General features: G+C 38.6%; 21 protein-coding genes. 3 read left to right on the top strand and 18 right to left on the bottom strand.

Translation table 11 applies throughout. The features are described from left to right. Positions 1-32: 32 nt before the first annotated feature. The 10 genes from ORH16_RS04930 to ORH16_RS04885 all read right to left on the bottom strand — a co-directional run bounded on the left by ORH16_RS04930 (position 33) and on the right by ORH16_RS04885 (position 12,171). Positions 33-1,883, bottom strand: a complete 1,851-nt coding sequence (locus ORH16_RS04930; RefSeq protein ID WP_265456789.1) for a lantibiotic ABC transporter permease — start codon at positions 1,881-1,883, stop codon at positions 33-35. Further along, positions 1,849-4,095: a glycosyltransferase gene (locus ORH16_RS04925; protein WP_265456787.1), complete on the bottom strand. Its 2,247-nt coding sequence runs from the start codon at positions 4,093-4,095 to the stop codon at positions 1,849-1,851. The genes ORH16_RS04930 and ORH16_RS04925 overlap by 35 nt, the downstream gene beginning before the upstream one ends. Positions 4,096-4,099: 4 nt before the next feature. Beyond that, positions 4,100-5,146, bottom strand: a complete 1,047-nt coding sequence (locus ORH16_RS04920; protein WP_265456785.1) for a bifunctional glycosyltransferase family 2/GtrA family protein — start codon at positions 5,144-5,146, stop codon at positions 4,100-4,102. Positions 5,147-5,208: 62 nt separating this feature from the next. Continuing rightward, complete coding sequence (locus ORH16_RS04915; protein ID WP_265456783.1) at positions 5,209-6,252, bottom strand: sensor domain-containing diguanylate cyclase; 1,044 nt, start codon at positions 6,250-6,252, stop codon at positions 5,209-5,211. Positions 6,253-6,996: 744 nt separating this feature from the next. Continuing rightward, positions 6,997-7,740, bottom strand: coding sequence for a hypothetical protein (locus ORH16_RS04910; protein WP_265456782.1), 744 nt, complete (start codon positions 7,738-7,740; stop codon positions 6,997-6,999). Beyond that, positions 7,737-8,396, bottom strand: coding sequence for a hypothetical protein (locus ORH16_RS04905; RefSeq protein ID WP_265456781.1), 660 nt, complete (start codon positions 8,394-8,396; stop codon positions 7,737-7,739). Before ORH16_RS04905 ends, ORH16_RS04910 begins: the two co-directional genes overlap by 4 nt. Then, complete coding sequence (locus tag ORH16_RS04900) at positions 8,396-9,088, bottom strand: ATP-binding cassette domain-containing protein (RefSeq protein WP_265456779.1); 693 nt, start codon at positions 9,086-9,088, stop codon at positions 8,396-8,398. The genes ORH16_RS04905 and ORH16_RS04900 overlap by 1 nt, the downstream gene beginning before the upstream one ends. Next, positions 9,085-9,450: a GntR family transcriptional regulator gene (locus ORH16_RS04895; RefSeq protein ID WP_265456777.1), complete on the bottom strand. Its 366-nt coding sequence runs from the start codon at positions 9,448-9,450 to the stop codon at positions 9,085-9,087. The genes ORH16_RS04900 and ORH16_RS04895 overlap by 4 nt, the downstream gene beginning before the upstream one ends. A gap of 162 nt (positions 9,451-9,612) precedes the next feature. Next, complete coding sequence (locus ORH16_RS04890; RefSeq protein WP_416207835.1) at positions 9,613-10,785, bottom strand: NAD(P)-dependent malic enzyme; 1,173 nt, start codon at positions 10,783-10,785, stop codon at positions 9,613-9,615. A 48-nt stretch (positions 10,786-10,833) separates the two neighbouring features. Continuing rightward, entirely contained in the window at positions 10,834-12,171 is a 1,338-nt protein-coding gene (locus ORH16_RS04885) for a 2-hydroxycarboxylate transporter family protein (protein WP_265456775.1), read from the bottom strand. 555 nt (positions 12,172-12,726) lie between these two features. On the opposite strand from ORH16_RS04885, the gene ORH16_RS04880 reads away from it, so the two are divergent. The 3 genes from ORH16_RS04880 (at position 12,727) to ORH16_RS04870 (ending at position 15,700) form a co-directional block, all read left to right on the top strand. Beyond that, on the top strand, positions 12,727-14,280 hold the full coding sequence (locus ORH16_RS04880) for a Spo0B domain-containing protein (protein ID WP_265456774.1): 1,554 nt from the start codon (positions 12,727-12,729) through the stop codon (positions 14,278-14,280). Then, on the top strand, positions 14,252-14,986 hold the full coding sequence (locus tag ORH16_RS04875; protein WP_265456773.1) for a response regulator: 735 nt from the start codon (positions 14,252-14,254) through the stop codon (positions 14,984-14,986). The genes ORH16_RS04880 and ORH16_RS04875 overlap by 29 nt, the downstream gene beginning before the upstream one ends. Positions 14,987-15,094: 108 nt before the next feature. After that, a complete protein-coding gene (locus tag ORH16_RS04870; RefSeq protein WP_265456772.1) occupies positions 15,095-15,700 on the top strand; it encodes an HAD family hydrolase in 606 nt (201 codons plus the stop codon). 61 nt (positions 15,701-15,761) lie between these two features. Here the strand turns inward: ORH16_RS04870 and ORH16_RS04865 are convergent, their stop codons facing one another. From ORH16_RS04865 to ORH16_RS04830, 8 genes are all read right to left on the bottom strand, one after another. Beyond that, positions 15,762-16,160, bottom strand: coding sequence for a phage holin family protein (locus tag ORH16_RS04865; protein WP_265456770.1), 399 nt, complete (start codon positions 16,158-16,160; stop codon positions 15,762-15,764). Positions 16,161-16,257: 97 nt separating this feature from the next. Continuing rightward, positions 16,258-16,560, bottom strand: coding sequence for a DUF5960 family protein (locus ORH16_RS04860; protein ID WP_265456768.1), 303 nt, complete (start codon positions 16,558-16,560; stop codon positions 16,258-16,260). After that, entirely contained in the window at positions 16,557-16,961 is a 405-nt protein-coding gene (locus tag ORH16_RS04855) for a hypothetical protein (RefSeq protein WP_265456766.1), read from the bottom strand. Before ORH16_RS04855 ends, ORH16_RS04860 begins: the two co-directional genes overlap by 4 nt. A gap of 214 nt (positions 16,962-17,175) precedes the next feature. Next, the gene (locus ORH16_RS04850) at positions 17,176-18,519 is read right to left on the bottom strand and encodes a Y-family DNA polymerase (RefSeq protein ID WP_265456764.1); all 1,344 of its coding nucleotides are present in this window, start codon (positions 18,517-18,519) and stop codon (positions 17,176-17,178) included. A 435-nt stretch (positions 18,520-18,954) separates the two neighbouring features. Next, positions 18,955-19,755 (bottom strand): signal peptidase I, encoded by an 801-nt coding sequence (gene lepB / locus ORH16_RS04845; protein ID WP_265456763.1) that lies wholly within the window; start codon positions 19,753-19,755, stop codon positions 18,955-18,957. Next, a complete protein-coding gene (locus ORH16_RS04840; RefSeq protein WP_265456761.1) occupies positions 19,752-20,438 on the bottom strand; it encodes a hypothetical protein in 687 nt (228 codons plus the stop codon). Before ORH16_RS04840 ends, lepB begins: the two co-directional genes overlap by 4 nt. A gap of 17 nt (positions 20,439-20,455) precedes the next feature. After that, complete coding sequence (locus tag ORH16_RS04835; protein ID WP_265456759.1) at positions 20,456-21,589, bottom strand: DUF916 and DUF3324 domain-containing protein; 1,134 nt, start codon at positions 21,587-21,589, stop codon at positions 20,456-20,458. Positions 21,590-21,820: 231 nt separating this feature from the next. Next, complete coding sequence (locus ORH16_RS04830) at positions 21,821-22,705, bottom strand: WxL domain-containing protein (protein WP_265456758.1); 885 nt, start codon at positions 22,703-22,705, stop codon at positions 21,821-21,823. Positions 22,706-22,762: the final 57 nt, after the last annotated feature.

Genomic DNA, 22,762 nt, shown 5'->3' with positions numbered 1-22,762 from the left:
TTCCCCCTATTTCTAATTCTCTTTTGCTATGTTTAACTCTCGTTCGTTAGTCCAAACGTTTCTTCAATATTGTAAATCCCCGGCTTTAAAGTAAATCCGTACAGTTTTTCGGTCATGGCGTCAAAGGTATAGTGGTCTTCTAAAATTACCAATTGATCATATTGGTTTAATAAATCGATAAAGGCTTGATCATCCAGCACAAAATTTTCCTGACCGGTAACATTAGCGGAAAATAAATAATAAGAGCCAACATAGCCGACTAGATAGCTATCCACATCAGTTTGATCGGTGGAAACGACTAGATATTTTTGCTCGTTCAACATCATTTGATTGCCGGTTACTTCTTGATATTGCGCCGGAATTGAATCCTTAAAGGTGGCATTATTGTACATCATGCCATTATTTTCCGATAAAATCATCAAGGTCGCAAAAAATAGAAAGCCCAAAGAAAAATACTGGTACCACTTTTTTGTCTTCAAAGATTTGAAACTTCTAAAGCTGCGGACAGCAATATTTTGTTCGAAAAATGAATAATCAATTTCCCTGGCTAAAACAAACATCACCAAACCTAACGCAAAAATAACAATACTAGAAGCATAACGCTCAAAGCCCGCCAAGGTCAGGGCTTCATCTGTGGGCATTGAAAAAAGAAACATGCCATAAATTCCAAGATAGTAGCTGATAACAATCACATTCATAATCCCCCAATAACGCAGCAGACTATTTTTGCGATGCAAACGATAACGGATTACTAAAAAAGCTCCAAGAATCAAAAGATTTGCCAATAAAATCCCCTGTGTGGAAGGGGTACTTAAACTTGCGATGGTTTTCAAAAAGACCGAACCAATTTGGCTGATGGTCTGACTGCCCTTTTCGCTAAAAATTTCTTGATACGAGCTGAGACTAACCTCGTGTTTAGACTCAGTAAAGGTCGCCGCTACATGACGGCTCCACACTAAGTAAGGGGCAATCGCCGCAAGCATCGTCAGCAGACTGACACCTACCAGCTGAAATTTATTTTTTCTAAATTTCCACAATAAGACGACACGGGAAAGATAATAAATCAACAGAATTGCAACAAAAAATAGCGCGCTATTTTTCACGATACTCAAGGCTCCACCGATTAAAATCGTGTAGCTAGTCATCTGCACAAACTGCCGCTGCATTTTATAAATGCCAGCAATCCCGGCTAGAGTTAGTAACGGCAAGAGAAAATCCACCAATAAATTATTCATGCGAATCGCAATATTGAAATAATTAAAAACAGCGATAAAGCTGAACATCATCGTGATAATCAGCGTCCGGCTCTCATCTCTAACAATGGCAAAAAAAGCATAGAAGCAGCTGAAGATCAAAATAAATTGCGTCAGTAGCATCACATTATCACCAAAGCAGGCAATCAGTGTTCCAAAATAAACAAACAGAGAGCTGCCCATCGGATAAGAAGTAAAGCTGATAATCGTATCCGCCGCTGTCGGCAGGCGGCCTTCCGCATACAAAAATTTGACGATTGTTGCCCAATGGGAAAAATTATCATAATGAACCAGATGGCTTTGCAATAGCGTATAAGCAAATAATAAAAAGTAAAAAACTAACCAAACTCTTAAAGTATCTAAAGGTGGTAAATGTAAATTTTTTTTGCGCCAGCCTTGAAAAAGATAAACGGCGGCCCGCAAAATTCCAGCGACAAATAACAGATAGCCGGCAATTGCTAACAGGCTCAGGTAAGCGGCCAAATATAAGACCCAAATAATTGCCGCGATCCCAGCTAGCCAGCTAACTTTGGCATTGAATTTTAAGTCTTCTCGAAAAAAAATCGCCCAGCCATAAAGGGCAACTATTAATACACTAATACGCAAAACTGTTAGTATCACTTTCGTCACCCTTTTCTACCCACTTGTGGATTAATTTTTTAAACGACACTGTTTGAATGATGTCACTGAGATTAGCCACTCGATAGCGGTAATCCCCTTGGTCTGTCTGCCCTAAAAATTCTAAATCAAAGGGCACTTCATCAATCTGCAATTGAATGTTTTGTAGTTCCTTCAAATTCTCAGCCGCCGCAAAACTGATTGTCTGATAATCAAAATCCCGCAAAAGCACATCAAAATCGGTCAGCTGTATCACTTGATTTAAAGGAATCGTCGGCTGTGCACTAGCAGCCGGTCTTTTTTTGCCGACGTGTTGCAGTCGTTCTTTTAGATTGGCGAAAAACAAATCAAAGGGCGTTACCCACGGATCACGAAATTGCGGCAAGCTGCGATTAAATCCATGATAAATAATTTGCAGATAGACCAGATAAACGGCCTCTGTCATCTCAGATAAAGCAACACCGTAGACCCAATCCTCTTCTTCACGGTAGACTCGGACTATTTTTCCAGTCAGCTCCGTTTGATAATCGCCTTTTTTTATCGAAAAATTTAGCAGTGCATCTTCTGGAAAATAAAGGGGTGCAGTGCTGACAAAGGACAAACCATCCTCAGAAATATTTTTAGTCTTCAACTCATAGGATTGACCTTGGTAGTTGACAGTCACCTGATTTTCAGCTAGGAAGTGCTCATTTTTACGATAAATCGGCCGTCCTAAATAAAATAAAACTGAAAATGTTAAGTTAAACAAATGGGTCAGCAGCCAAAACGTAATTACAGCTCCGTAGAAAATTTCAGAACCATATTTACCATAGTTAAAACTAACTAATCCCACGACTGTCAGCACCCACAAAATCAAATGGGGCAACACATAGAGGTAATCTCGTTTTGATTGCTTGGCATTTTTATTAGTCACTTTAAATTTCGTTTCCTTGATGCCGATGGTTTGTAAAAAAATCGGCAAAATTAGAAACGGCGCAAAAATGGTTTCCTGAACTTCCCCCCAACGCTGGGTGCGGATGTCGCTGGATAAATCCTGCATCGCCAAATGTAAAAAATAATAGCTAGGTAGCCAAAACAGTAATAGATTCCAAAAGTTTGTGTCCACGACCATCACACCGAAAACAGTAAAGAGAATCGGCGCTAGAATATAGAGCAGCCGACGGAAAAAAGACCACCAGTACAAAAAACCATTTAGATAAACCAATTTTTGCTGCAACGTCAAATTTTTATTGGTTAAAATATGCAGATTGCGCACACTTTGGACAACACCCCGGCCCCAACGAATCCGTTGTTTTAAAACACTGGGAATATCTGTCGGCGTTAAGCCGCTAGCCATCGGTTCCAAGGTAGAAATATTTTTATAGCCCTTTGTATTAATTAAGGCGCCTAATTCAAAATCCTCGGTAATCGTATCAGTAGGAAAACCCCCGACTGCTTCAATCGCTTCTCTGGCAATCACTGTGTTTGAGCCGGTGTAAATCGCCGCATCATGGGCATTATTTAAAATATTGACCTCTCTGGAAAAGAAATCCTGCTCATTAGGAATCGAAGCCTCGGAAAATAAATTGAATTGAAATAAATCAGCGTTGTAAAAGCTTTGCGGTGTCTGGACAAGCCCGATTGGTTTAATTTGCTCATCTTCAGCCCGCTCTTTTGCATTGCCAACAAAATAAGGCACTGTCTCCATTAAAAAATCTGAATAGGGAATCATGTCTGCATCGAAGGTGGCAACTAAAGGTGACGTTGTATGGGCCAAAGCATTGTTGAGATTACCGGATTTAGCATGTTTATTATTTTCTAAACCTAAATAGCCAACGTCAAATTTTTCCGCCAACTCCTTGACCTCAGGGCGATTGGTATCGTCTGAAAAATAAATATGGACTTTCCTTTTATCTGGATAATGCATGTTGACTGCGGCATTGACCGTTTTTAAAAGTAACGGTACCTCTTCATTATGAGTGGCAATCAAAACATCAACATGGGGATATTCTGTAGCCGCAATCTCCGGTTTTTCAATTTGCTTGGCTTTATTTTTGCTCCAAATCAAAATCACAGCGGTAAAATTGGAAATAATTTCACTAAACCAGAGCAAAATACCAAAAATAAGGGCAAATAATGAACCACCGAAGGGCAGCGTATAAACACCCCGCCAAACCAAATAAATAATAGAAAAGAAAAAGGCTAGGATGTAAATCAGCTTTCTAGGAATTTTATACTTCGACATGGAGTCACCCTCTAAAAATATATTTTTTTTGAATCTGATAGCTGAGGAAAAAGAGGAGACTGTCCACGACAATTTTCAAAATAACTGTGCTGTTGACTCCTAATAATAAATGCAACAGATAGACAATCAAAGCAGAGGTCACAATCTGAATAGCCACTAAGCTAAAATATTTCACCAGACTGTAAGAACTATCTTCATTGAATACCAATTCCCGATTAACAAAATAATTGAAAATCGCTGAAATAACTCGAGCACCAATCGAAGCCAACAAAATTGCTGACAGCGTTAGATTCGTTAGTAACTGAATCAAAATTGCATAGGCAACCACGTCGACTAAAAATGAAGCGACTGAGGAGAGCAGGTATTTGAAAAAAATTCCGTAAATCGCCACTGAATCGGCAATCACGCGAAAATGCGAAGAAGCATTTTCCTCAAGATAGATCGTCGAAATCGGCTGGGTTAAAAGCGGCCACTGATTATTCTTGGTTGCAATCAGCATATTGGTTTCATACTCAAAACGTTCTCCTGCCACCTGCTCAAAATCCGCCATCATACTTACAGGAATCACTCGTAAGCCGGTCTGCGTGTCTTCTATATTAATTCCCGTCGTAAAGCGCAAAATATTTCGAGTCAAAATATTGCCAAATTTACTTCTAAAGGGAACCTCTTTTCCAAAACTGCGGGTACCTAACACCAAGGCATCTGGATTTTCTTCCGCAAATGCAACACATTTCATCATATCTTCATAGCTGTGCTGACCATCTGAATCAATTGTCACCATCTGCTTTGAGTCGGGATAGTCGGCTTGAATAACTGCCATCGCTTTCTTGAGAGCGGCTCCCTTCCCCTGATTTTCTGAAAAATTAATCAAGTTAGCCTGATAATCCGCCACCGCCTCTTGAAAAATCGGCTGATAGTCCGGTCCGCTGCCATCATTAATAATTAAGATGGGCAGTTGATGATTATGTTGACGAATATTTTTTAAAAGTTGAATTAATTTGCCGTCTGGTTCCAATGACGGAATCACAACAACTGTCTCTGCTGCATTCATTTGTCTCACTCCTTTTGATTCACTACAAAATTATTAATAGACAATTTGTAAAAAAATTTTGTCTACGCAATAACAATTTGATTGCGGCCTGAGTTTTTCGCCGTATATAAAGCGCCATCGGCTCGAGCTAACGTCCGATTGATTTCTTCAAGGATTCCTTGATGGGCAACTCCCATTGAAGCTGTCACTTTTAACTTCTCTGTCATTCCGTAATCAATTTCTAAGAGCGCCAGCTGCTGATAAATTTTATTGGCGAATTCAAAGGCGCCAAAATCACGATTATCTGATATCAGGACAACAAACTCCTCGCCCCCAACTCGATAAAAGCTAGCCTGAGGATTTGCTAACCCTAAAAATACTTGGGCAACCTCCTTTAGCACAAGATCGCCAACGTGATGCCCATACGTATCATTAAAGTATTTAAAATGATCGATATCCAGCATAATCATCGAACAACGCTTTCCCTGTTTTTCAAATTGGCTACTGTCTTTTTGAAACTTACGAACATTCCCCAGCTGCGTCAATTCATCAATATTGACTAGAGTGAATACTTTTTCAACATCCTCATAAACAAAATAAAGTAAAATAGTCAGGCCGGAACCTAAAGCCAACAAGATAGCATTGATTGCTAGCATTTCCTGCAGCTCGTCTAATAAAATTCCCGTGGGAACTAGCACAACTAAAATTGTATAAGTTTGTAGCCATAACAATTGTCCCAAATCATCCAAATGCTTCATTAAAAATTTTAATACCAGCGGCATCGTCAAAATTAAAAAGAAGGCGACACCGATATTGATCCAAGCTGCGCTACTCGCATCGAATAAAAAGCGAGCCAAGGCGACTAAAAAAATGGTCGGCAGTGAAATTCTCCAACCGAGATATTTTAAAGCTAAGGCAAACAGTAGAAAGCGAAAATCAACCCGTACATTAATCAACACATTAGAAAATTGCATCAGCAAAATTCCCACCAATGTTTCAAGTAAAATAAAAAAGACTCTTTTCTTTAATGACGAATATCCCCGTGCTTCAAATTCACTATTTAAGCGAAAAATCAAATAAATATTTAAAATAATAATGCCTACATTCGCAAAAATATTGAGTAACACCAGCATCTCCTCCTTTTTTTTTATTGATTTTGGCGAATTCGCTCATAATCAGCCGAATTATCATTTAACTATTGAATAAAATCCAATAATATAACTAACATAAATTTTAAATGCGTTTTTTTATCAAAAGGAAATAATTTTTTTGTTAAAATTAATTTTAGATAAGATTACCATGATAACTATTACCCAGCAATTTTAAAAACTCAAAATGGCATTCATTTTTTTTATGATTTGCATCTTTTTTGAAAGATTAAAATAACACGATATATTGAAATCGTTTTCTTTATATTAAAAGTCTGTTTCCATAGGCAAATTAGCCTGATGGTCAGAGACAATCAGCAACCATCTCGCTATCTTTTAATCGCTTTAACACCCAAAAAAAATTTATATTTATAAATGAAAATTTTAATGCTCTTTACAGACTCGTTTCAAAATTATGCGTGAGTACAAGCTTTTTATTAACCTTTTCTTCAGAAAAATCTTTTCAATAGTAGCTATGGACTCAGTTTCTGAACGCAAAAAAAGCCCTGCAGGTGGAGACTCTTTAAACGTTACACTTTCGCAACCTTTAAAAAAGCTCCCACAATACTAGGGCTTTGTATATAAATGAAATAACTTAGAGTCATGTCTCTTTTAACTCCAAATGTCCCGCAAGCTGACCTGCTTTTACTTCAAAGCTGACCTGCTGGATAATTTCCCTTCAACCAATTGTTTTAGAGAGCTTCTCCGTTTTTAGAACGTTGGTCATGCCTGCTGGCTCCCTTCATAAAATTTCTCTAAGCAAAAATATGACACTATCGCCATTAAAATGACTTGAACTGCATCATAGATAAAAATCAAACCATCATTTGTATTTAACGTAGAGATGCCTATATCAAAGCCAAATTCTGTTGTTCCCCTGTAGATACTCGGCATTCCCGGCAGCAAACTGGTTAATGTGACGATTACTGAAAATAAAAGTACAATCAATAAAAATCTGATAGCCTTTTTGCCACGACGAGGCCAAAAATCTGTAATACTTTTAGAGACTAATCCAATCGATTGAACCATCATTGTAACCCCTAAAAAGAGGTCCACCGCCATAATAAATACGTAAATCATCGTGTCAATACTTGGTAGACTGATAATTCCACTGACACTACCAACTCCATACCAAGCAAGATACGTCACGACGCTCCAGCCTAAAAAACCGAACAGACCAAACAAAACATTGCCAAGCAAAAATTTCAAATTGCTGATTGGTAAAAGGCGCAAACGAGCCTTGCCCCACGCTTTAAAGATTTCTTCGTTCTCGAAAGCCAGAAAATAAACGATTGGCATCACTAAATAAATAGGATATGTTGCGACGTCTAATCCATACCGAAGGGGATCAAATTCATTTCTTTGAAATTGGAACCAGGCAAAACCTGCAACCAGTACCAATACAATTCCTGTCAAACTATATCTTTTCTTTCTCTCAAGCAAAAGCTGCTGCCAAAGTGTAATCATCGCATTTCCCCCTCAATATAGTGGCCAATTAAATAAACAGAACCGACCAAAGAAATAGCCAAAAACAATAGATAAACTAGTAGCAAGCCAATCGCTGAAAGCTCTGGTAAAATCGTATTGCCTAAAAGGCCTAATAGAGCCCAAATCATTACACCCAAAATCAGCAGTTTGACCAGCGAACCAAGCTTGCTACTTCCCTGCCAGATTGAATTAACTAATAAAAATAGAAATAGCATCATTAAATAAAAACCAAAAACAATTAACCAAACTCTTGGCCCCGCTATTTCAAGATTGGGTATCAAGAAACTTTGGTAGACAATTAAATGACTAAATCCCATTAAGAAAACTAATAATCCAACCAAAAGGAAAAAATTAATCACTGTTAAAGCCACATTGATGACATATAACTTGATAGCAGAAGCAGCTAATAGCCGAACTTTGCGATCAGAAAAAAATTGAAAAAAACGCCGTCCATCATAAAACAAAAATTGTGACATCATCAAGACAATCAAAACGATTGAAGTAGCAGTTAAAAACTGCCCATTAGAATGATAATATCCCCACAAATTGGCAATAAAATAAACAATAGCAGCAATGACACCAGTCCCATAGAGGCTGGCTATTTGCTTATTGAGTAAAAAGCTTAACCATTTCATCAGCCCAGCACCTCCCGATACAAACTTTCCAAACCAAGTCCCCGTTCTTCCCGCAATTTTTCAATGCTTTGGTGTAAAACAATTTCCTGATCCTTTAAAATCATCACTTCATCGACAATATTTTCAATTTCTGCCATTTGATGGGTGGTAATTAACAGCAAGCTGTCCTCTTCAAACCAGCGTAGTAAAGATTGAATGATTTTTTCACGGGTTAATAAATCAATTCCACTCAAAGGTTCGTCTAATAAATAGATGGCGGCCTTGCAGGCTAAGGTAGCAACTAAGGCGACTTTTTCCTGCTGTCCCTTTGATAGTGTTTTGAGTTTAGCGTTGACATCCAGCTCCATAAAAACTATTAAATCCTGAGCTCTCTTTTCTGAATAGTCCGCATAGAAGCGGCGATAAAAATCTAAAACCTGTTTAACGGTAAATTCTTTTGAAAAATCTTTTAAATCAACTAAAAAAGCGACTTGATTTTTGGTTTTATAAGAAAGCTCCGCATTATCAACGGTAATCTTTCCCTTCCAATTAAGGGCTAAGCCGGAAAGCAAACGCATAATCGTCGTTTTTCCTGAACCATTTTCCCCCAACAGGGCAATGATTCGACCTTTTTCTAAATTGAAATTCAAATTTTTAAAAATTTCTTTGCCACCCTTGCGATAGCTGACTTGTTGCACCTCAACAAAACTCATTTGCTTTCCTCCTCAATAAACCTCTGCATTTTTTCCAGCGCCTCCGCTGCGGTAAAACCTAATTGCTCCATTTGTGACAAATAATCGGTAATCACTTGAGTAATTTTTTGTTGATTTAAGTTCGTTAATACCCATTGATCTTCAGTAACAAAACGTCCTTTGCCCCGCTCAGAAAATAAAATCCCCATCCGTTCTAATTCTTGTAACGAGCGTTGCACTGTATTGGGATTAGTCGACATTTCAACGGCCATTTCCCGCACCGCCATAACTTTTTCCCCCGGCTGCAATTTACCAGTAATGATTTGTTGAATTATTTCATCCATGATTTGCAAATAAATTGGACGGTCCTCGATAAAATTCACAACTTCGCCCCCTAACAAACTAGTGTACTAACACAATAATACACTATGACAATTTTTTGTCAATCCTTTTAAATAAATAATTTTTTTGCTTTCTACCAATGCAGACAAAAAAACCGTTAAAATTATTCCACGGGAATAATTTTAACGGTTTTAATTTCGGTTTTATTGAACAGCTTCGCTAACACTTTTCGCGACAACTTTAGCAACATTTTCGTTAAAAGCATCTGGAATGATATAGGTTGTGGTCAACTCTTCTGGTTTGACTAAACTAGCAATCCCCTTGGCTGCGGCAACTTTCATCTCCATAGTAATCTTAGTAGCTCGTGCGTCCATCGCTCCACGGAAAATCCCTGGAAAAGCGAGCACGTTGTTAATCTGATTTGGAAAATCACTGCGGCCAGTCCCGACAACATAAGCACCAGCAGCTAATGCTTCATCTGGGAAAATTTCCGGTGTCGGATTAGCCATCGCAAAGATAATTGGTTGAGCTGCCATTTCAGAAATCCACTCTGCTTTTAAAGCCCCCGGCGCTGAAACCCCAACAAAAACGTCCGCATCTTTTAAGGCCACAGACAAATCACCTGACAAGTGTTCCAGGTTAGTCACTTTCGCAATCTCTTGATGATATGGATTATAGTCGGCATCTTCATTTTCATTTAAAATGCCGAAGCGGTCCACCACGACGACATGTTTAACATCGGCTGCCATAAAGGTGCGGGTAATTGATAGACCAGCTGAACCGCCGCCGTTAACCACCACTTTGATGTCATCAATTTTCTTATCCACCAACTTTAAAGCATTGTATAAAGCGGCTAAGACGACAATTCCAGTGCCATGCTGATCATCATGAAAAACCGGAATATCCAACTCTTCAATCAAACGCTGTTCAATTTCAAAACAACGGGGAGCACTGATGTCTTCTAAATTAATTCCGCCAAAAGTTGGCGCAATTAATTTAACGGTCTGAATAATTTCTTCCACATCTTTAGTATCTAAAACGATTGGAATCGAGTCCACGTCGGCAAAGCGTTTGAACAATGCGGCCTTGCCTTCCATGACGGGCATCGCCGCTTCTGGACCGATATCGCCTAATCCTAAAACGGCCGTGCCATCGCTAACCACCGCTACGGTATTTTTTTTCGTTGTCAGCTCGTAGGCCAGCTCACGATTTTCAGCAATTGCCGAGGAAACAGCGGCTACTCCCGGTGTATAAGCGATACTTAAATCTTCTTTGTTGTTGATGGTAACCTTAGGCACCACTTCTAGCTTGCCGCCATTTTTTTTAGCCTGTTCTAAGGCCATTTCCTTCACATCTTTTTTTATTGTTTGTGTCATTTCAATTTCCTCCAAAATGGTTTTTTTTCAAAATTTTTAATTAGCCGCTTAAAAAATCATCCGTAAAATTGCGGTCATAGAAATAACGGTGATGGCACCACCTAAACGAGTAGCAACTTGCGCAAAAGGCATTAAGTTCATCCGATTAGCTGTACTTAAAATCGCAACATCCCCAGTTCCTCCCATACCGCTTTGACAGGCTGAAATAATTGCCGCTTCAACAGGATTCATATTCATAAAACGGGAAACAAAAAAGCCAGTGACAATTACCGTGAAAACGACGCTGATGACAATGATAAAATACTGCCAAGTCAAGGCGCCGACCACATCCTTCAGAGGAATATACAACAATCCTAAACCAGCCATCAAAGGAAACGTGAAATTACCTGAAATAAACTTATACAACATCTTCGAACCTTTTTGGGTATCTACAGGTACTATATTAACATATTTTAACAAAGCTGCTGCGACAATCATCAAAACCGGTCCCGGAAAACCAGTTAAATGTTCCAAAAGACCGCCAAGAATAAATAACGTACAGGCAGTCAGAACACCTGCTCCCATTTTTTTAATATCAATCGGATCATCGGTTTCGTCCAAGGCGTCACTTAAATCATCTTTGTTCTTTTTATTAAAGCGTAACAGCTGACCTTGACCAGAGAGCTCAGGTCTTTTTTCTCCTAAGCGACTTAAGAGAGCCGTACACATGATTGCAAAAAAGTTACCAATAATTGTCGCCGGAATTAATTGCGCCACCAGCTGTTCACTCGCAATGCCCGTGATTGCGCTATACCCAAGAGAAAGCGGCAAAATTCCTTCACCAATCCCGCCAGCTAAAACCGGAGTGACGATGAAAAACAACGTGTGCTGCCAGTCCATCCCTAAAAGAACGCCTACTAAAGTGCCAACACCCATCGCCGCTATCATGCCAATTAGCATTGGGATAATCATGCGCATTAATCCCTGCACTAAAATTTTACGATTCATGCCTAGAATACTGCCGCAAACTAGACAAGCGATGTAAAAATATAAGAAGTTAGCTTCCCGCATTAAAATATTGGCGCTGTCTAATACGTTTTGATTTACAAAATTGAAAAAAACTAAAATTGAAGGAACAAGTAAAGAAAAAATTGCTGGACCGCCAAAGTTTTTAATGATTGGAATATTGCCGCCAATTGTGCCCAATAGCCAGCCTAAAGTTAAAATTACGGCAAAACCGCCAAGCATATTAACTGGCAATTGCTGTAGCAAAGCCGTTGCGAAGATGACTGCCGATAGAGCGCAGTAAACTGGTAGTGAGACAGAACCAACTTGAATTTTCTGCCACCATTTTTTCTCAACAAGCGATTTTTGGCTGATGCTAGTTTGTTGTAATTTTGTTTCCATTTTCTTTCCTCCTAATTTGCTTTTCTTAAATCTGTTTGACTTAACTGATAGGTTAGCCACTTTTGATTGCTAGAATTTGATTAACTTTTCAACTCTGCCCTCAAAAATGTAAGCTCTTTCTGATAGCCTTATCATAATCGGCAGGGCTTGAAAAAAACACTTTATTTAATTAACTTAACTAAATGAAACTTATTTAATTGATATGGTATAATTTCCCGGAGAGCGCTAATTTCACAAACAAATCGGAATACAGAAAACAACTAATTATGTTTCTCAACATTAGCAAGGAGACAAGCTAATCAAAATTTTTCAAAAGGTTATGTAAGAAAAACAATTAAGAAAAAAAGGATAACTACTATAAAATTACAATTTCGGTGCGTCATATTTAAAAAAATGTACCTGTCAGTCCCACTGACCCATGAAGCCAAGCTATTCATTAAAAATGGGCTTCAGATATTATCTTAGTTAAAGTTTGGCTGTACCATGCCGCTTTAAAAAGTTTTTTTGCTTTAGACTTGAAAAAATACCAGCGACAGCAGATAGAAAGGAGTCAAGATGAAAAAGGGAATTCGCTTATGGACTTTATTAGCTACAATCTTTATTGCAACTTTACTGTGCACCCTGACACTTTTTTATCTGCTGACCCTTTTGCAGCAAAATCGTGAGGTGCAACAAAACGAAGAAAATCTTTTGTTAGCAACTGGTCGAATGCTGGCCAAAGAACCACAAGTCATTGAAGCTTTACAAGCTGATGCCTCTTCTACTGAATTACAGGATTTAACACTACGAATTAGTCAATCCTATGAACTGGATTTTGCAGTGATTATGGATATGCAGGGAATTCGTTTAACTCATCCTGATGAAACTCAGATTGGCCAGCCCTTTATCGGTGGCGACGAGTCCCCCGCCTTAGCGGGAAATGAACATCTATCAACTAGTGAAGGCAGCTTAGGTGAAAGCCTGCGGGGATTTGTTCCTGTTTTTGCCGAAGATGGTCAGCAGATTGGAGTCGTTGCCTTGGGGATTACCCTAACCAATTTGTCGACCTTAGTTGAAAATTCTCAGCAAAATTATACAACGGCGTTAGTCGCCAGTGTTGCCTTGGGGCTGTTAATCTCATTTATCGTGGCCTACTACTTAAAAAATCAGCTGCATAATTTGGAACCAAAAGAAATTTCTCGATTATTAGAAGAACGAAATGCTATGCTGAATGAAACGGAAAATGTCGTGTTGGTCATCGACATGCAAAAAAAGATTTTGTTGGCGAACAATCAAGCCCAGCAGATGTATCAGCTTCAGAAAAAAACTGAGTCAGTGTTAGTTGGCCAGATGCTTTCTGTTATCATTTACCATCTGGATAAGCTCAATTTCCAACAAAAAACAAAGCAGCTTTATCAACAAGAAGGGGAAGATTTCTTCTTTTCAGTGGCGCCAATTATAGTTGGGCGCCAAGTTGGTTATATTGTTTTTTTGGAAAACACAACGGAAACTTTATTTTTAGCCGACCAATTATCTAACACCAGTCGTTATGCTTTGGCATTGCAAAGCCAATCCCACGAATTTATGAATAAGCTGCATGTGATTTATGGCCTTGCGGATTTAGGTGCCCATCAGGAATTAAATGACTATCTAACGGATATTATTCAACCGGAGCGGGAGCTGACCCATCGTTTGGCCCTTTTGGTACAAAATCCAATTTTCGCGGCCTTTTTATTGGGAGAGCGCCAAGCTTTTTCAGAAAAAAATTGCCAACTGTGGATTGAAGTTACCCCGGAAATCCCTAGCAATGCTCATACCTTTGAAACCGACACAATTTTGAATATTTACCGTTATCTGCATCATTTCTTTTCTGAACAGCAGATGCCAGATGAGATGCTGCTTCAATTAACTTATCAACAGCAAACTTTGACCAGCGAATATGCTTTAGTGGCGGATGAAGTATTTGTCAAAGCCTTGGAAAATGCTTTGCAGGCCCCCTTCTTTGTCCGCTTATTGAAGGATAGTCACGGAAATATTCAGTGGGACTATCAGCAACAATGGCTGCAACTAAAAATTACAACTTTATATCGAGGTGAAAAGGATGACCAGCATTTTAATTTTAGAAGATGATCCGATGGTGCAATTTATTCATAAAAGCTATTTAGAAAAAATTGATGCCACAGCTGAGGTCACTGTCAGCTTGAATGCTAAAGCTGCTGAAAACATCCTTGCTGAAAAAGAAATTGATTTAGTGCTCTTGGATATTCATTTGGGCCAGGAAAATGGCTTAACCGTGTTAAGAGAATTGCGCCATCAACATTTTGCCGGCGAAGTAATTTTGATCAGTGCGGCTACCGAAGTTCACTACATCAAAGAGGCTAGCCATCTAGGAATTTTAGATTATCTGATTAAGCCCTTTACCTTTGAGCGTTTTCAAGAGAGCTATCTGCGTTTTTTAGAAAAACGTCAGCTGCTAACTACAGACACACTGCCACAAACAAAAGTCGATGCGTTGTTTCAAACAGCTTCGGCAAAAACAAAAATCACGGCAACACCTGAACCCTTTGAATTAGAAAAAGGCTTAACGGAAGCAACTTTAGGACTGATTTTTGCAGCTATGCGCCAATTCGATGGCGCCTTTACTATCTTAGAGCTCTCCGAAAAAATCGGGCTTTCCCATGTTTCCGTAAGAAAGTATGTGCAGTTTTTAGAAAGCCAGCAAATCATTAAATCAGAAACCATTTATCGAAAAATTGGCCGGCCCTATCAAGTTTTTCAGCTCATTAAAACAACTAGCCCCTTCATGACTTATTTGGAAGGCTTGACGAAGGATTAGTGAGGAAATTTTTTTCTTTGATTTTTAAACGAACTTTAAAAATTACAGTGTGAGTTTTAGCGCTTTCTTGCTACAATAGAACAAAAGAGATTTTTGAGGAGGAACTCTATGATTAAACAAATCGTTTTTGATTTAGGGAATGTTTTAGTGAAATTTCAACCAACAGAATTCATTAAAAGTTACACCCAAGATGCTGAGGTAGAAAAATTTCTTTTGCAAAATATTTTTCAGGCACCGGAATGGATTGCTTTTGATCGGGGTACGATTACAAAAGCTGAGATTCAACGAAAACTGATTGCTAAACGACCGGATTTAAAAGAAATTATTACCGAAGTATTAGCTAACTGGTACCATGAAATCAAACCTTTTTCAGAGATGGCGACCGTCGTTTCTGCTTTACAGAAGCAGGGCTATCCAACTTACCTTTTATCCAATGCGCCAACGGACATTTACGAGATACTTAAAACAATTCCTGCTTTAGAAAACATGTCCGGCCTTTTTATTTCCGCCGACTGGAAAACAATTAAGCCGGAAAAAGAAATTTATCGTTGTTTTTGCAGTCATTTTGGCTTAGTTCCTAGAGAATGTCTGTTTATTGACGATTTAGCCCCCAATGTCGAAGCCGCTCAGCAATCTGGTATGGAAAGTATTGTCTTTCGGCAAGATGTTCAGCAGCTAAAAGCTGAATTGGCGACCTTTGATATCATTATTTAACAAAAAAAGACTTTAGCCTGAAGCTGGTCATTACTGACTAAACTTCTAGCTAAAGTCTTTTTTATTCATCCGCTTTATCCTTCAGCTGACTAAAATACTGGCGGATTTTTTTCGGTAGTGGAATCACACTGCCAATATTTTCCAGCAGTGATAAGCCCTCGTTGGCAAGGTAAAACATAATTGTCATCTCACGAAAAGGTAGAGTCTGCCCCAAAAGCTTCTCCAGCTCAACTGAAATCATAATCATCAATAGAGTTAAACTTTTTTTCACTAAGCCTTGAAAGCCAATTTTACTATTAAGAACTTTGTGATAACCCGCCTGAAAAATGCCCGATATATAATCAGCAATCATAAAGAAAAATAAGCTTTGTAACAGCTGATCCACCCCGCCTAATAAATCTGCCAAGCTGCCTCCCACAAATGCCAGCCACCAAACTACCCCAGAAAAATATCGTTTCATCTTGACCACTCCTTGTGTTTATTTGATAAAACTTGTCTATAATAAACACAACTTGAGCCGCTAAAAAATCAACACCTAAAAAAAATAATTTGGCTAGTTATTGCTCTAAAGGCTGAGGCCTTCTTTTAATATCCATTCCTAGATACTGATAGGTCCGCAATTTTTGATTTTCCTCAACCTCTTTGATTTTAAAGTAAAAAATATGCTCCTGACTATCGACTGTCATATAGGCTGGAATCCGAAATTGCGTAATCTCGCGATGATTCATCAAGTATAGCAATTCCTCCTGCAGGGCAAAAAAAGGAATATCGGTAACAACAAAATTCAGAAAATCCTTGATTAATCGCTCGGAATTTTTTGTGTGGTATTCAAACTCGGCATCCTCCACATTCAACGTCATGAAACATCACTCCACTTTAAATTGCTGATTAAGCTGGCATGATAAATTGAATCATGTTGAACGAACTGAACATCCCCCTCTAAGGAACCTAAAAAGATTGTTGTTTCATCCATCCCTTCAATTGTCCCAGTTAAATCAGGAAATGCTTGTCCTTGTTCATCTAAAGTGCTTAATTGCAAAGTGACTAGCTGATGGTCAAAAAAGGCAGTTTCTAAAACTTCAGAAATTTCTAAGTCAGTCATTTGCTGCTGATGTTGCCAAGTTGTCTCACGAGTTTGCTTTTCCTTGCCCATTTCAGCTGTATGCTCACTTAAATAAAAGCCCAACCATTTTGCCATCCCCCGATCTTGATACTCTCGAATCCAAGGATCTTGATGATAACTCATAAATGCTTCTCCCATTCTAACCACCTCCAAAATAGAAAATTAGCAGTCCATTGGCATAAAAAAAATTCTGTAAAACCGTTCAAAATCATCATCACTCTTATTCAATAAGTTTGAATAGAATTGCAATTATTTAATGTTTAATTATGTAAACTGAATGTTGCCAGCTTCGCTTTAGCCAACTTGAATTAAAATAAAATTAACTGACTCAGCTAAAAATTTTGCAGCCTGCTTATAATCCATCTAAACCACCCGCACCGCCACCGCCATCGTGTCCCCCTACCAAGTGGCTGCGGGGCAAGCTGCGGCCATGCTCCAAGGTTGAGCTGGCTCGCACAATCGAAACAAATCCGTATTTCTCTCTAATCCGATCCATCACCAAATCGATTTTTTCATCTTTAATCTGCTCTTCAGGATCCTCAAATAAATTCAACTGACTACCGCTATCATAGTGCAAATCAGAATAAGTTACCCCTAAGTGCCGCACCAAGTCGCCATTGTAAAATTTATGGAACAGATACAACAAATGTTTAGTTAATTCATCAGTATTATCAGTGGGCGTGATTTTAACTTGGCGGCTAAAGCCTTTATCCGTCTCCGCTTTAGAGTAGCCAACATATAACGAAACAACGCCCGCCTTAGCCTGATGGCGCCGTAAACGAATCGCCACCTGCTCGGCCATTTCCCGCACCAATAATGGCATCTCTTCCCCCAAGTAATCCCTTGGCAATACTTGACTATTGCCGAGATTTTTCGACTTCGGCTGATAGACATTTTGCAATTTGCTGCGGTCAATTCCATTGGCATGATGATAGAGCTGCAAACCCATAATGCCAAATTTTTCTTTAAGTTTATAGGGACTGGCGTGGGCCAATTCTTTTATACTGGTAATCCCCATCTCCATCAAATTGCGCTTCATGCGACTACCAATGCCCCAAAAATCACTCATATCGACAATCTTCCAAACCTTTTCGGCAACATTTTGATAATTCCACAAAGCCCGCATCTGTGGCTGCTTCTTGGCTTCATTATCCAATGCCAGTTTAGCCAACAGCGGATTACTGTTAGACATGCCAATAGTTGAAAAAATTCCTGTCTCACGAATAATATCCTCTTGAATTTTTTGACTGACATGGTCAAGTTTTTCTGCTCGTGACTGATTACCGGGAACAAAATAATTTAGACTGCGGGAAAGATCAACAATCCCCTCATCGATGGAATACCACATGATGTCCTCATCCGCGGCATATTGGCGAACAACATTTTGAATTTTCAAGTTTTCCGCAATATAATAGCGCATCCGCGGTGGCGCAATAATCAACCGCTCCATTGCGGGGTTCTCTTCAACCGTTGGCAACTCAAAAATCCGCGTCACATTCGTAATTCCCAGTAGCTCTTTGGCCTTGGGACTACTGGCCAAAACTAATCCTGAGGTGTTATCCGCATGACTCATCACAATCAGCAAGTCCTTTAACGGATGGCGGCCTCTCGCAACTATTTCGCAACTAGCATAAAAAGATTTCATATCAATAAAGGCATAATCCCCTGTTGGTTCCAATTCATAACGAAAATTCATCCTGCTCACCTCAAACAAAAAACAAACGTATGTTCGTGTTTATTTTACTCCGCTAATTGTGAAGGTGTCAAGGAAATAAAAAATTATCTAAGCTGGCGGAATGATGGCTTATGGTACGAAGATTTCTAGATTTTTAATCTCGTTTAAAATCTACATAATCTTTGCTATAACGCCAAAAAATTTATAGCCTCTACGATTAGTTAATCAAATAATTTTATATGATTCAGATTTCTATCATCTTTTACAGATGTTTTTTTAGGTTATTCTATGTTCCAATATTTAAATAGTTGATAAAAATTTAGAACTTAAAAAGACTGATACTTTTAAAAAATTACAAAAGTACCAATCTCTTTTCTACTTTGATTTATTCAACAATATACAATACTGCTTGCCAAGTTAATTGAGACCGATTTGAATTGGTTCACAAAGCAGCTATTATCTTATGCTTTCCATTGCATCTAAAGGCAATAAGCGGATTGATGTTTTTCCGAGAATTTGACTCTTCTCAACAACACCATAATTTCGACTATCCAAACTGTACTCACGATTATCGCCCAGTACAAAATAGCTATCTTCAGGAATTTCCGTCTCGCCAATAATATCAACAAGGCGAAAGTCTTCCGTAAATAGGCTGCCATTATTATGAGCATTATTGATTTCATCAACAATAAATCGCTCGATAATTGGTTCATCATTAATATAAAGCGTATCATCTTGATAATTTAAAGTTTCCCCAGGCAAACCAACGACTCGCCGTATCAGCGTCTGAGTTCCCTGGCGATAGACAATTAGATCAAAGCGTTGGATTTCAGCTTGTTTTTGCAGCAAAACGACATCGCCATTGCGCACTGTCGGAACCATGCCAAAACCCGAAATTTTACTAAAGGAAAAAAAGAGGGACCCTATTCCTAAAAAAAGAACAAAGGCTATCAAAAGACTAAGCCCTAAATATAAGCTATTTTGTTTAATCTGTTTGATTTGTTTTTTTCTTAACCGCTGTTTTTTTCGATTTTTTTTCTTCCTTCGTTTCTGAGGAACAGTTCTTTTAGTAGTCGCTGATTGCATTTTCTTCTTTTTATCATTACTTGCCTTAATCTTTTTTCGCTGTCCCTTTTCTGATAGGGAGAAACCCGCCCTCTCTAATTGAGAAGACGGGCTTTTTAGGGATGGTTTCCGTTTGGGTTGCTGTGAAATAATCTGCTGCTTTTTCGATACTTCTTTTATTTTTTTTGTCATTCAGGTTCACTCATTTCAACCTCTGACGCCAGAGCCTCTTCATCTACTTCATAATAACCAAATGCTTGTTCTTCTAACGACATTACTCTTTCAATATCACGCTGATAAGTTGCCATTAGTTCCGTGTTGCCATAGAAATCGTTGACCTCACGACTGGCATTCATTCCTAATTGACCTAAAGCGGCATAATACCGATTTAAGGCTGTTTGTCCATCGACAGTATTTATATTACTGGCAGTAAAGCTGCTATAGCTTGCCATTTTCGATGATAGGTAGCGAAGATCCCGCTGAAGTGCATCTTCCTCTTCCGCTTGATTTGCAGCCTTTACCACCTGCGTTTGAAAATCTCGCACTAAGTAATAGGAGCTAACAACCCGATCAGCATCTTCACTAGATAAATTGGTTGATTGATAATAACTACCATAGGCTGTTCCACCACCAAACATTATTAAAAATAAAAATGTGACAATTAGGAACTTGACTGAAGAACGTTTCTTTTGGGCGATGTCTCTTTTAGCCAAAATGATTCGACGACGCTTCTTCTTGTTCTTAGGTAAGCGTTTCGGCAATTTTTTCGCCTTCATTAAATTGATGATTAGACGAATAAAAAAATAGCAGAAAAAAACAAAAATGATAATCGTTGCAGAGATCCCCGCTATCAAAAGCCATTCTAAGATATTCATTGGCTTATCCTCCGCTATTATTCTTTAGGTTTAGATGATTTTTTCTTGTTTTTATTGTTTTTCGCCTTACTTTTCTTTTGCGACTGAATCCGTTTTACCACTAAAAAGATCAGAATAACTATGAATAAAAAGCCGCCGACAATTGCGGCAATGATTTTCCAATCAATCGCCCGACTTTGTTGTAAACCGACATCTCGTTCATTATAAGTATTTGCTTCTTCTTCAGTGATTTCGAAGTCTTCAGTCCAATCCCACTGTAAACCTTGCGCATAAGCTGTCACATGGGCTGTATAAGTTCCAGCCTCCATCCGATCATTTCCCATACTAATTGGATAATCCATAAAGCTGTTTGGTGCCATCCGCATCGCGGTCGAACGAGATTCCCATAGCACTTCTTCACTGCCACTAGGAGTAATTTGTGCATCAACTGTCAAGCCGGAAAGATAATCTGCTACAATATTTGAAAAACTTACAAAAACCGTATTGCGCAAATTTTGTTGTCCAGCATAAGCTCGATTAAAACTTAGATCTGGTGTCAGTTCGGTCTGATCTTCCCGTAATAAAATAACTATCGCATAAGCATATTTATTATTTACATAAGAACCAGTACCGCCTTCATCACTACTACTTGAATCATCAGCCTGTATAGTTAACCCACCTGCAATAATTCCTTGAAAAGCAGTCTCAGGCATCTGGACATTTAATTCAACAGTTTCGGTTCCTCCAGGAGCGATCTCAACACTTTCAGGGCCTGTCACAATATCTACAAAATCAAATTGTAAAGAAGCGTCATTCTCAATATCTGAACGACTATATTCAATTACCCCATTATTATTGGTTTTAGCAGAATTTAGCGCTAAATTGATAGTCAGTGGCTCTGTACCCAGATTATTCAGGCGTAAAACCAATGTCTCTTGTTGAGCCGGCTCTAATAATAAATCGTAGTAACCTGCGTCACCGATAAATTGGCTTGCAGGCATTTCCAACTCATAGGTAAAACCAGTTGCAGGACCACCATTGCTTGCTGAACTATCCGAAGTAGCAGTTGCCTTAACATTTATGGGAAAAGAAAATAAAATCACTGCAATTGTCACAACCCCGCAAAAAAATAAGAAAATTTGTTTTAAATTATTCCGGCATATTATTTTCATTATGTACCTCTTCAACATTAGTTTTTAAAATATTGCTGCATAAGCTTAAAATCATTTCGAAATAAAATTATGTATAGCAACAAAAAAACAAAGTCTTTGAGTAAGACCAATCCTAGATAGAAAGCTAACACAGGCAACAGATATTAAACTGTCACCTATGTTAGCTCAACAAAATCAAAGATAACTCATTTTAGAAAAGACTTATTTCTTTGCCTACTTTTGACTTATGAATTAAATTGTTGGACCAGAAGTCATTGTCCAAGTAATGTCTGCAGTATAGTTACCAACAGTTAAACTACCTAGAGTAGATAATGGTACATACAATTTCACTGAACTATCTGCAGTACCTACAGCAGGAGTTCCCCCAACATTTTTATTAACTAAGTTAGAGTTAGTTTGATCATAGTCTTCACTTTGACCAAATTCTAGGACATATTTACCTTGACCTTCATTTGCTCCAGCTTCAACTACAGGAACTGAGTTACCTGATTCAGTAATCGCAGCTAATCCTCCATTAAGTGTACCAGGTGTTGCAGTATTTGTAGATTTTGTTTCCATGATACCATTATCGTAAGTGATTGTTGCTCCTGTTAATGACTTAGTTGTGTCCCAAGTTGTTGCCGCACCAGTAGTAGGATCTGTAGCTGTTACTAATTGGAATTGACGAGTCATCCGAACTGATACATCATAGCCATAATTCAAACCACGGTTATCACCAAACTGAACCATCGCACCACGCTTAACTGCTTGTGTAGTAGTAAGAGTTTCATCTGTAAAGACATCTACATCAACTGCTTCTGCAAAGTAATCTGTCTTATCAGTACCTACTAGAATTGTACCAAAGTTCAATTTAGTAACGTTGGTAATCCCAAAAGCACCAAGATTTTCACCAGGAGTAATTTCTGGATTATCTGGATCAATTCCTCCAGGATTGTCTGGATCTTCCGGGTCAATCATTGGATCTGTTGGATCTAAAGGTTCAACATCAACTATAACACGTCCTTCACTGATTACTGAGTGAGGTGATGTTGTTGCTGCTCCGGCAACTGCTGGCGCTAATGTACCGACAGCAATGACCGTTAATAAAGTTGTTGCGCATAAACTTTTGAATTTCATTTTATTTCCTCCTAATTTTTCCCTTTTTGGTTTTATTTACAAATAAGGTTTCCCCTA

The sequence above is a fragment of the Enterococcus sp. HY326 genome (assembly GCF_026157065.1).
In the GTDB taxonomy this organism is placed as follows: domain Bacteria; phylum Bacillota; class Bacilli; order Lactobacillales; family Enterococcaceae; genus HY326.
The sequence above is the reverse complement of the archived record's forward strand: the minus strand, read 5'-3'. Positions and strand labels throughout refer to the sequence as shown.

Coding starts and splice junctions, on each gene's coding strand:
- ORH16_RS04925 (WP_265456787.1), bottom strand. CDS start 4,095: ATGTCGAAGTATAAAATTCCTAGAAAGCTGATTTACATCCTAGCCTTT.
- ORH16_RS04920 (WP_265456785.1), bottom strand. CDS start 5,146: ATGAATGCAGCAGAGACAGTTGTTGTGATTCCGTCATTGGAACCAGAC.
- ORH16_RS04910 (WP_265456782.1), bottom strand. CDS start 7,740: ATGATTACACTTTGGCAGCAGCTTTTGCTTGAGAGAAAGAAAAGATAT.
- ORH16_RS04905 (WP_265456781.1), bottom strand. CDS start 8,396: ATGAAATGGTTAAGCTTTTTACTCAATAAGCAAATAGCCAGCCTCTAT.
- ORH16_RS04900 (WP_265456779.1), bottom strand. CDS start 9,088: ATGAGTTTTGTTGAGGTGCAACAAGTCAGCTATCGCAAGGGTGGCAAA.
- ORH16_RS04890 (WP_416207835.1), bottom strand. CDS start 10,785: ATGACACAAACAATAAAAAAAGATGTGAAGGAAATGGCCTTAGAACAG.
- ORH16_RS04885 (WP_265456775.1), bottom strand. CDS start 12,171: ATGGAAACAAAATTACAACAAACTAGCATCAGCCAAAAATCGCTTGTT.
- ORH16_RS04880 (WP_265456774.1), top strand. CDS start 12,727: ATGAAAAAGGGAATTCGCTTATGGACTTTATTAGCTACAATCTTTATT.
- ORH16_RS04875 (WP_265456773.1), top strand. CDS start 14,252: ATGACCAGCATTTTAATTTTAGAAGATGATCCGATGGTGCAATTTATT.
- ORH16_RS04870 (WP_265456772.1), top strand. CDS start 15,095: ATGATTAAACAAATCGTTTTTGATTTAGGGAATGTTTTAGTGAAATTT.
- ORH16_RS04865 (WP_265456770.1), bottom strand. CDS start 16,160: ATGAAACGATATTTTTCTGGGGTAGTTTGGTGGCTGGCATTTGTGGGA.
- ORH16_RS04860 (WP_265456768.1), bottom strand. CDS start 16,560: ATGACGTTGAATGTGGAGGATGCCGAGTTTGAATACCACACAAAAAAT.
- ORH16_RS04855 (WP_265456766.1), bottom strand. CDS start 16,961: ATGGGAGAAGCATTTATGAGTTATCATCAAGATCCTTGGATTCGAGAG.
- ORH16_RS04850 (WP_265456764.1), bottom strand. CDS start 18,519: ATGAATTTTCGTTATGAATTGGAACCAACAGGGGATTATGCCTTTATT.
- lepB (WP_265456763.1), bottom strand. CDS start 19,755: ATGACAAAAAAAATAAAAGAAGTATCGAAAAAGCAGCAGATTATTTCA.
- ORH16_RS04840 (WP_265456761.1), bottom strand. CDS start 20,438: ATGAATATCTTAGAATGGCTTTTGATAGCGGGGATCTCTGCAACGATT.
- ORH16_RS04835 (WP_265456759.1), bottom strand. CDS start 21,589: ATGAAAATAATATGCCGGAATAATTTAAAACAAATTTTCTTATTTTTT.
- ORH16_RS04830 (WP_265456758.1), bottom strand. CDS start 22,705: ATGAAATTCAAAAGTTTATGCGCAACAACTTTATTAACGGTCATTGCT.